We start from the raw sequence: 6,386 nt of genomic DNA, 5'->3' as shown, positions 1-6,386 counted from the left end.
ATACCGCGGCAAAGCCGCTTAGACAGAACTCGAAAAATTATATTATTTCACCTGTCAACTTGACAGGGACTAGTACAAATGGTGAGTGCTTTTTCTTTCGCTAAAATGGGTGTTAAAATGAGTTATTACTTTATAAATCGGAGGCGGAAATAATGGTCAAACAAGGGCATTATGCTAGTTCAAGTCGGCAACAACGTGCTCGGCAACTGAAACAACATCATCAAGTGCAGGCTGACCGTGTCATTGAGCCCACGGCAGTTACCGAATTTCTGTTGGTTCGCTACCACTTAACGCAAGGAAAACAACAGCGGCCAATCGTTCGAAAAACGATGCAGCAATTTTTGACTCAGTGGCTTGCACTGGCAACGACTGCTGAGACTAGTAACTGGTCATTGACGACGATTACGACGCAAACTTTACAGCAATTTAATCTACAATTACCTTGGCAAGGTTACGCGATTATCAATCAGAATTGGACGCGTTTTCAGGCCTTTTTAACGAAAGAAGTCCCGGCAGTTCCGCTGCAAGCACGATTACATGTGAGTGCAACGTTAACGCCAGCGGCTTGGCAAACATTATTGAGTCAACAACTGGCGGTCAATGCTTTATTGGGCTTGTTTGGACAGAGCGAGCAACAACTAGAACAGTTGAAGGCTACTCAAGTTGAGTCACTACAGGCTAGTATTCAAACGGCGACAGGAATCGATTGGGAGAAAGTTGCGAGTTTATTAGCACCACTTAAAAATAACGAGGCGGCAACTAGTCGGACTAAAACTTGGTTGGCACAACTCGACAAACTAGCAGTCGCTGATTTTGACTAACCATTCAACCACAAAGGAGCGATGACATGCGTTTCAAAACTTCAGATCAAGTAACGCTGGTTTACTCTGATCATGGTAGTGGTCAGCCGATTATTCTATTAGCCGGTTTTGGGGTGCCAAAGGAAATTTGGCGATCCCAGCTACCAGTACTTGTGGCTGCTGGCTATCGCGTTATTAGTTTGGACGGTCGTGGTCATGGGCATTCAGAGCGGACATTGCGGGGGCAATCTTTAAAACGACGGGCCGCGGATGTCCATGAATTGGTCACTAAACTGGGGTTGCAGCGGCCTATCCTAGTAGGTCATTCTTTAGGTGCTGGAACTTGCTTTGCTTATATTGCCCAGTTTGGTGAGCAGAGTATCACAGCCTTTGTTGACGTGGATCAGCCACCACAAGTGTTAAATTCAAAGCACTGGCGGTATGGGATGAAGCCTGTCAAGTGGTTGGAATGGCGAGAATACTTGGCACGGCCGTGGGGGTATGCACGTTTTAAGACGGTTGACCCAACGACTGCGGCACTGGTGACGGCTGTCGAGACAGAATGTCCTTTTCAACAGTTACGGATGGCACCGTTATTATTAGACCATTTAAGACAGAATTGGCGTCCCGTGGTAACGGAACTAAGACGGCCCTATTTAATGGTTGCTGGGCGCGAATCACCGTTATTTAAACCGGGATTTGCGGCAGCTACGGCAGCATTGTCGTCTTATGGTCACAGTGTGATTGTCGCTAATGCTGGTCATTTAGTGATGGCTGAACAGCCGGCTGTCTTTAATCGAGTATTACTGGCATTTTTAGCCACATTGTCAGTAAGTTAGCCAAGTCGAGTTGAGATTTGGCTTTTTTAATTTAGTTTAGTTGTATTTGTTAACTAAATATGACATAATTTATTCGAATATATTATAACGATTAGTTAGGCACACGCGTTATGAAAATGGGGGATAGCTTATGTCGATTCACAGTAATAATTTTTACTCAAACACGTTGCGCCGATCAGTAACGGTGCAAGTCGTTTTACCAGAACCAACGAATCCTGCCGGCAAGGTTGAGCAACGATTTAGTAGTGGGCACGAAGCACTACCAGTGATCTGGTTGTTGCATGGCTTGGGGGGCGATGCCACGACTTGGATTCGGCAAACAGCCATTGAAACTTTAGCGACGCAATATCGTGTGGCCGTGGTGATGCCACAAACGGAACGCGGCTTTTATAACGATGTACCTGAAGGACCGAAGTACTGGACCTTTATGACTGAGGAGCTGCCAGAACGGATGCGTTTTATTTTTCCGTTGAGCGCTGAACGCGATAAAAATTTTGTTGCTGGTAATTCAATGGGTGGCTACGGGGCCTTGCGCTGGGCGCTATCTAAGCCAGCGCAATTCGCTGCTGTCGCAGCGTTATCACCGGTTACAGACTTGGTACGTTTTCGCGTCGACCAAGCCGCAATTATGCCGGATTTTGATGGTGTGTTTTCTAAGCAACAGTTGACTGATTCGCCGGCTGATTTGGACTTTTTGTTGGATCAGCTGCCGAGTGATCAGACCGATCTAAGAGTGTTGATGACAACTGGTAGTGAAGATATGTTGCGGGGAATGGATGTGGACTTCAAGCCAAAGTTGGCTGCCAAATTTGGAAATCAATTTTTGTGGCATGAATTGCCGGGAAGGCATGACTGGCCATTGTGGAATCAACAACTACCGATGGTGATGCATTGGTTGGTGAAGGGCACTTTTAAAGCAATTTAATCTGGAATTAGTCACGATATAAAAGACAGAGAGGCAATAGTAAATCTATTTTAAGGCTTAAAACTCAGTAGTCATATCAATAAGGTTGTCTTGAATAGTAGTCATATCAATAAGGTTGTCTTGAATAGTAGTCATTTCAACAAGGTTAAAAATCGAATACCAAGCAAAAAGAGACGCATTGGAAACCATAAATAAGGTTCCGATGCGTCTCTTTATATACAGGAATGTTTAGTTCAAAGCTTCATCCCGGTCAATAAATCTAAACCGGACAAACTTCCCAATTTCGGTCACAATCAGCACGATAATTCCGGCGATGATTGGGATACCCCAACCGTACCAGAAGTTGATGTTCGTTGTGTGGAAGACTGATTGCATGAATGGGAGGTAAATGATTCCCAACTGCAAGACAATCAGAATGCCGATAATATAAAACGCCATCTTATTTTGGAAGAAATACTTGGAAATAACCGGGTGGTCGTTTCGCAAATTGAACAAGTAGAAAATCTTCCCAAAAATAATGATGTTCAAGGACATGGTACTGCCGACGACGTTTGGTAAGCCGAGGGCCGTCAAATAGTCATAGGCGAAAATACCTAGTCCAGAAATCAGCAGCGAAACGTAGACAATTTCAAACGAATCGAGTTTGGATAACAAGCCAGCTTTAACATTCCGTGGACCACGGGCCATAATCCCGGCCTCGGGTGGCTCGAAGATGAACGCAAACTGGATCGTCAATGCCGAAACCATGTTGATCCAAAGCAACTGAGTTGGGTAGAGAGGTAAGTCGTGTCCCATCAAAATACTGATGATCACGACTAGTCCTTCGGCAAAACTAGTTGGTAACAAGAAACGAATGGTTTTTCGAATGTTATCGAAGACGTGGCGACCTTCACGGACGGCAGCGACGATATCAGCGAAGTCGTCATCAGCGAGGACCATATCGGCCGATTCCTTTGCCACCTCAGTTCCCTTAATCCCCATGGCAACACCAATATCGGCTTGCTTCAAGGCGGGCGCATCATTGACCCCATCACCAGTCATGGAAACCACGTGATTGTTAGCTTGTTGGGCGCGCACAATTCGCAGCTTGTTTTCAGGGGTAGCCCGAGCAAAGACGTTATAATCATCAATCTGAGCTTTTAAGTGATCATCATCTAGAGCGTCAATTTCAGGACCAGAGATAGCCTTAACATTAGGTGCCAAATGCAGTTTATTGGCAATCGCCATTGCTGTATCTGGGTGGTCACCGGTAATCATTTTGACTTCGACACCGGCTTTACGGAGTTCAGCAATCGCAGTCGCCGCTTCTTCACGCGGTGGATCAATAATCCCAACCATGCCGGCAAGTTCTAAGCCACTGATACTTTTGGCATCAATCGTGTCGACACTGTCATCAACGACTTGATAGGCGAGGGCCACAACTCGTAAACCATCCGAGGTTAAGTCGGACATGGCATGTTCCCAATATTCGGGATTGTGTGCCTGATTGGTCAAACGTAGCACGGTTGCCGGTGACCCTTTAACCATCAATAAACGCTGTCCGTTTAAGTCTGCTAAACGAGCCGAAAAACGAAAGGCGGAGTCGAACGGTAAGGAGTCAATTTCTGCAACTTCTGGATCATGTCCCGTCATTTTGCGATAGAGCGTCGTCAAGGCCCCGTCGGTTGGTTCACCGGTTAATTCCCAACGATTATTTTCAAAATGAAGTTGCGCGTCGGTCGTCTGACCCGCAATGTTAACGAGCCATTCCATACTTTTATCTTGATGCCAATCCATGGTCTGACCATTAAGCTTCAAGGCACCATCAAAATTAACACCACCGTTATCATCATAACCAACGCCCGTCACATCAAAGAAATGGTGGGGAGTCACAACTTTAGTCACGGTCATTTCATTTTTAGTTAGTGTCCCAGTCTTATCGGTGTTAACGATATCAACGGCACCCAATGTTTCAACAGCAGGCAGTGACTTAACAATGACGTTTTTCTTGGTCATTTGTCGTGTTCCCATCGCCAAAACAACGGAGGTACTAGCTGGTAAACCTTCTGGCATTGAGCCGACCACCATCGTGATTACGGCGATTAGCAAAGTTGGCAGACTGTACGTGTCCATCACCATTCCCAAGAGGAACAGCAGCACAGCTGCGACCACAATCGCAATCGATAAACCAAATCCCAGAGAATTCAGGTTGCGCATCAACGGCGTTGCTTTATTTTTAACCTCGCCTACAGATTGTTGGATATGACCGATTTCGGTATCTTCAGCGGTGGCAGTAACGATCCCGTAACCCGAGCCGCTAGTCACAGCCGTGGAGGCATAGACCATGTTTAAACGGTCAGCCAGGGCCAATTTAGCTTCCGGCATGGGTTCTTCAATTTTTTCTACGGCGTTAGTTTCACCAGTTAAGACGGATTCTTGGACACCCAAATTATCCGCAGCAATTAAACGCATGTCGGCGGGAACGGCATCCCCAGCTTCTAGGTTGACCAAATCACCCACAACTAAATCACGGGCATCAACTTCAAGCTTCTTACCGTCACGGATGACAAAGTTTTTCGAAATGAGCATTTCACGAATTCGTTCCAAAGCGTTACCAGCTTGGCGTTCCTGTACATAGCCAATAATGGCGTTAGCAATAATAACTAAGCCAATAACGATGGAATCTGAATAGCGATGCATGAAAAAGGTCATCACCGCAGCGGCCGCTAAAATGTAAATAATACTATTATTAAACTGCTTGATGAACTGAATGAAACGGGAAACGCGTTTGGTTTCAAGTTCATTCCGACCGTCTTGTTGTAAACGGTGCTCAGCTTCAGCCTCAGTTAACCCGTCTTCTGGGTTAGTTTGGTACTTCGCGGCTAAAGTTGGTTCATCAAGCTGCCACAAATTAGGGTCATCGGGGGGCATGGCGTCTAGCTCGGCCGTTTCTGAATGGGCCGACTGCTGGTTGTTATCATCTATCATTAAAAAAATCACTCCTGTTTATTGTTTTTGGTTTAACGGTTCGGTTCAGTAAAATCTCGGCGTTTATTTCGAATCAAAGAGGCCAATTTCGCCACATCCCTTCCAGTTTATTACTATTGTTAGTTATCATTATAAACGAATATTATTACGCTATGTTATAAAATTGTTTGACATTTTAATTACCGATTATTACTTTAGTTGCAATAGCATATCAGATTTTTCGGTAAAAGTCGCTGTTAACGTTTGCGAGCGGCGCTAAAAATGGATAGAATGCTAATGAATAGGAGGGCTAGTTTTGACTGAAATTAAGATACGGTATTCTACTGAGGCTGATTTACCGGGCCTATTTGCAATTGATCAGCAAATTTGGAATCCAACGAATAGTCCGGGGCCAATTTTGGCGAGAACATTAGCTGAATATATCAGTAATTATCCTGCCGGTAGCCAATTGGTAGCGGTTGACGGTGATCGAGTCTTAGGGATGATCTCTTGGAATCCACTACCACCCTTTACCTCAGCTCGATTCACTTGGGACATTGGGATTGGTGTGTCGCCATTAGCTCAGCATCAGGGTGTCGGTCGACAACTGATGACCAGGCTAAAGGCCGAAGCTAGGGCGCGTGGTATTCATCGAATCGAATTACGCGTTTTGTCGACCAATTTAGTGGCCCGTCAGTTTTATGCCCAACAAGGTTTTCAGGTCGAAGGTGTTGGTCGGGATGCGTTCTATTTAGAGGGCCAATTTGTTGATGATTACAGCTTGGCAGTTTTGCTTGATTAAAAAAATACTAAGCTTAGAGGCATAGAAGTTACCCGACGGGGTGCTCCTATGCCTCTATTACTTTATAGTGGTAG

5 protein-coding genes are annotated in these 6,386 nt (G+C 45.3%); 4 read left to right on the top strand and 1 reads right to left on the bottom strand.

Annotated features, from left to right (window positions below):
- Nucleotides 1–152: 152 nt before the first annotated feature.
- The 3 genes from FFM64_RS12285 to FFM64_RS12275 all read left to right on the top strand — a co-directional run bounded on the left by FFM64_RS12285 (nt 153) and on the right by FFM64_RS12275 (nt 2,564).
- Nucleotides 153–821, top strand: a complete 669-nt coding sequence (locus FFM64_RS12285) for a hypothetical protein (protein WP_137608298.1) — start codon at nt 153–155, stop codon at nt 819–821.
- Between the two features lie 26 nt (nt 822–847).
- A complete protein-coding gene (locus tag FFM64_RS12280; protein ID WP_137608297.1) occupies nt 848–1,639 on the top strand; it encodes an alpha/beta fold hydrolase in 792 nt (263 codons plus the stop codon).
- Nucleotides 1,640–1,769: 130 nt separating this feature from the next.
- The gene (locus FFM64_RS12275) at nt 1,770–2,564 is read left to right on the top strand and encodes an alpha/beta hydrolase (RefSeq protein WP_137608296.1); all 795 of its coding nucleotides are present in this window, start codon (nt 1,770–1,772) and stop codon (nt 2,562–2,564) included.
- A 228-nt stretch (nt 2,565–2,792) separates the two neighbouring features.
- Here the strand turns inward: FFM64_RS12275 and FFM64_RS12270 are convergent, their stop codons facing one another.
- Nucleotides 2,793–5,531, bottom strand: a complete 2,739-nt coding sequence (locus FFM64_RS12270) for a cation-transporting P-type ATPase (RefSeq protein WP_137608295.1) — start codon at nt 5,529–5,531, stop codon at nt 2,793–2,795.
- A gap of 295 nt (nt 5,532–5,826) precedes the next feature.
- Here FFM64_RS12270 and FFM64_RS12265 point away from each other — a divergent pair, with 295 nt between their 5' ends.
- The gene (locus FFM64_RS12265) at nt 5,827–6,312 is read left to right on the top strand and encodes a GNAT family N-acetyltransferase (protein WP_171000406.1); all 486 of its coding nucleotides are present in this window, start codon (nt 5,827–5,829) and stop codon (nt 6,310–6,312) included.
- Nucleotides 6,313–6,386: the final 74 nt, after the last annotated feature.

Origin of the sequence: Lactiplantibacillus daoliensis (assembly GCF_005405005.1) — a bacterium.
Taxonomy (GTDB): Bacteria; Bacillota; Bacilli; order Lactobacillales; family Lactobacillaceae; genus Lactiplantibacillus; species Lactiplantibacillus daoliensis.
The sequence above is the reverse complement of the archived record's forward strand: the minus strand, read 5'-3'. Positions and strand labels throughout refer to the sequence as shown.

Coding starts and splice junctions, on each gene's coding strand:
- FFM64_RS12285 (WP_137608298.1), top strand. CDS start 153: ATGGTCAAACAAGGGCATTATGCTAGTTCAAGTCGGCAACAACGTGCT.
- FFM64_RS12280 (WP_137608297.1), top strand. CDS start 848: ATGCGTTTCAAAACTTCAGATCAAGTAACGCTGGTTTACTCTGATCAT.
- FFM64_RS12275 (WP_137608296.1), top strand. CDS start 1,770: ATGTCGATTCACAGTAATAATTTTTACTCAAACACGTTGCGCCGATCA.
- FFM64_RS12270 (WP_137608295.1), bottom strand. CDS start 5,531: ATGATAGATGATAACAACCAGCAGTCGGCCCATTCAGAAACGGCCGAG.